The sequence below is a fragment of the Streptococcus parasanguinis genome (assembly GCF_001578955.1).
GTDB classification, from domain to species: Bacteria; Bacillota; Bacilli; order Lactobacillales; family Streptococcaceae; genus Streptococcus; species Streptococcus parasanguinis_U.
The window spans coordinates 383,536-386,499 of the sequence record NZ_KQ969689.1 but is presented as its reverse complement, the minus strand read 5'-3'; the positions used below and the strand labels follow the sequence as shown (position 1 = coordinate 386,499).

Annotated in this window: 4 protein-coding genes; all 4 read right to left on the bottom strand. The window is 43.5% G+C overall.

Annotation, left to right across the window (positions count from 1 at the left end):
* Positions 1-60: 60 nt before the first annotated feature.
* Positions 61-843: a prolipoprotein diacylglyceryl transferase gene (gene lgt, locus SPADD19_RS01815; protein ID WP_014713642.1), complete on the bottom strand. Its 783-nt coding sequence runs from the start codon at positions 841-843 to the stop codon at positions 61-63.
* Positions 840-1,772, bottom strand: coding sequence for an HPr(Ser) kinase/phosphatase (hprK, locus tag SPADD19_RS01810; RefSeq protein WP_041826395.1), 933 nt, complete (start codon positions 1,770-1,772; stop codon positions 840-842). Before hprK ends, lgt begins: the two co-directional genes overlap by 4 nt.
* 558 nt (positions 1,773-2,330) lie before the next feature.
* Positions 2,331-2,612 (bottom strand): PspC domain-containing protein, encoded by a 282-nt coding sequence (locus tag SPADD19_RS01795; protein ID WP_013903896.1) that lies wholly within the window; start codon positions 2,610-2,612, stop codon positions 2,331-2,333.
* Positions 2,613-2,686: 74 nt separating this feature from the next.
* The coding region (locus tag SPADD19_RS11385) for a SprT family protein (RefSeq protein ID WP_241496399.1) at positions 2,687-2,964 on the bottom strand (278 nt) is incomplete at its 5' end.

Here is a 2,964-nt window from a genome sequence, read left to right as displayed (position 1 = left end):
AATGACAAGCGCTACTAAGGCAAGTCCTAAGAGACCGTAGGCAATTTCAATAAACATATGTTACTCCTTTGTTTCTACATAATAAGAGGCTTTTTTGCGACGTTGGTAAAGGATGACGGCAAGTCCAACTAGAATCAGGATCATCGACAACCACTGGGAAACACGTAAGCCAGCAAACATCAAGCTATCCGTCCTCATTCCTTCGATGATCATCCGACCAAAACCATACCAGATAAGGTAAAAGGCTGTGATCTCACCTTGTCGCAAAAATTGGGGCTTCCTACGAAGAATCAAGATCAAGAGAAATCCTAGCAGATTCCAACTGGATTCATATAAGAACGTTGGCTGACGGTAACTACCATCTATATACATTTGGTCTCGAATAAAAGAGGGCAAGTAGTTGAGGCTCTTAACAGCAGCTCCATAAGCTTCCTGGTTAAAGAAGTTTCCCCAGCGACCAATACTCTGTGCAACCATGACGCTTGGGGCCGCAATATCCAAAAAATCAATTGGCTCAATCAAGCGTCTGCGAGAGAATAGATACAAGACCAATGCACCTGTCAAGAGGCCACCATAAATCGCGATTCCTCCGTTCCAGATAGCAAAAATCTCACCAAGGTGCTGGCTATAGTAGCCCCATTCGAAAATAACGTAATAGAGTCTGGCCCCCACAATCGCAAGCGGAAAGGCGATCAAAATGAAATCAATGATATCATCTGGATTAATTTGCTTACGGGGAGCTTCTTTCATGGAAAGATACACAGCTAGAATCAAACCAGAGACAATACAAATCGCGTACCAACGAATACTGATCGGACCTAATTGAAGGGCTACTGGATTCATTCCTTCACCTCATTTTGACTAATCAACTGGGACAGACGTTCTTCAAAAGTTTTGGTAGCATCATAGCCCATTTCTTTAGCCCGAACATTCATCGCTGCTGCTTCGATCACGACCGAAATGTTCCGACCAGTCTTCACAGGGATGCGTATACGAGGAATAGTCACGCCTCCGATTTCTAACTCTTCTGCATTATTACCAAGACGATCATAAACCTGATCCTTAGCATAATTTTCCAAGTAAACGGCGATTTGGACTTGTGAAGAATCCTTCACAGCACTCGCGCCGTAGAGACTCATGACATCAATAATCCCGACACCACGGATCTCTAGTAAGTGGCGTAAGATTTCAGCTGGCTCTCCCCAAAGAGTCATCTCATCTCTCGCATAGATATCGACTCGGTCATCTGCTACGAGACGGTGACCCCGTTTGACAAGTTCCAGACCTGTCTCGCTTTTTCCGATTCCGCTATCTCCTTGGATCAAGACACCCATCCCATAAATATCCATCAAGACACCGTGTACACTCGTACGTTCTGCTAGCCGACTATCCAAATAGCTAGAAAGCTCTCCAGATAAACGACTCGTCGCAACATTACTTTTCAAAATAGCTAGTTGCTTCTCTTCAGCAGCACGCAACATTTCTTCTGGAATTTCTAAATTCCGCGCGACAATGATGACAGGTGTCTCTGGCTGGAACATCTTGCGCAGGACCTGGTGACGGTTGTGAGGGCTCATCTTTACCAGGTAGGACCATTCTTTCATTCCTACAAGCTGAATCCGCTCAGGTGTGTAATAGTCGAAATAGCCCGTCATTTCAAGACCTGGACGTGAAATGTCCGCAGTCGTAATTTCCTTACTTAAGAGGCTATCATCCCCATAAACAACCGATAGACGAAGCTTTTCCTGTATATCGCGAACAGTAACTGCCATATCATTCTCCCTTTTCAAATTCTCTTTCTATTATAGCAGATTTTCTCTTCATACGAGAGACTGAAGTATCATTCGAAAGATCCATTTTCACCTCCTTTTTAAGGCAAGCAAAAAGAGGTCAAGACAAAGGTCTCCAACCTCTAGGAAATGATGGTAACATATGAAGAATGCTTTAGCCTTGGCCTTGCAAGAAATCTTTGATCATGGATTTACTTCCAGTAGAGACCGCATAGACCACCGCATTTGAAGGAAATGCGATCAAGCCAAGCATAAAGGTGGCAGGTCCTCCCCCCAACAAGGAGAAAACCAGATACAAAACCGGCAGAAATAAATTCGAAAACCAATAAATTTGTGGGTCTCTTGCCCTTTCTGTTGGCAGAAACAAGAAGTAGAAGAGACTATTCCAAATGCCCAGTGGAAAAAGGAGCATCCGATCAAAACTGTTCCAACTCCTTCATCAAAAACACGATTTAAAATGAAAAACTGTCCTATAAAACTGAAGAAGAGATATAGAATAAAAGCAAGGTAATAGAACTTCTGCTTCACTCGGATCTCCTTTTAGAAAAATGGACTATCATTCTGATCATGGATGGGTTCAGCCTCTTTTCTTCGACGAGGTCGAGGGCCATAGTCAAACATTTCCTGCTCCTCCTCGTCCTTATAAGGCAAGGTCGTATCTAACAGTAAATAGATAATCACACCGATAAAGGCATGAGAAACCGTAAAAAGAATAAACAAGAAGCGTAGGAGAGTTACGCTAAGACCAAATTTATCGGCTAAGCCAGCTAGCACACCTGAAACCAGGCGATGTCGTTTTAATTTGTAAAATGATGCTGTCATTTGATTTTCCTCTTTCTAGTTAGACCTATTTTAGCAGAGTCGAACTGGAAAGAGATCCGCCTAAAGACCGATTCTTACTCTTGTCTCATTTCAAGGAATTGCAGGCGACTGCGACAGCGACCACAAGCATATTTCTTCAGATCGATTTTTCGCTTTCGTCTATACTCTTGGCCACAACGGGGACATTGATAGAGATAGATCCGCTTGACTCGCCTAGTTCTATCTGGTAGAGGAGGTGTGAAACGAAGACCGTCCACTTGCTGGAGGAGTTGCTTAAAGGCTAGATCTTTGTGTCGATAGCCTTTACCTTGATCGTAAAGATGGTAATGGCAGAGCTCGTGGCGGACGATTT

Coding starts and splice junctions, on each gene's coding strand:
- SPADD19_RS01795 (WP_013903896.1), bottom strand. CDS start 2,612: ATGACAGCATCATTTTACAAATTAAAACGACATCGCCTGGTTTCAGGT.
- hprK (WP_041826395.1), bottom strand. CDS start 1,772: ATGGCAGTTACTGTTCGCGATATACAGGAAAAGCTTCGTCTATCGGTT.
- lgt (WP_014713642.1), bottom strand. CDS start 843: ATGAATCCAGTAGCCCTTCAATTAGGTCCGATCAGTATTCGTTGGTAC.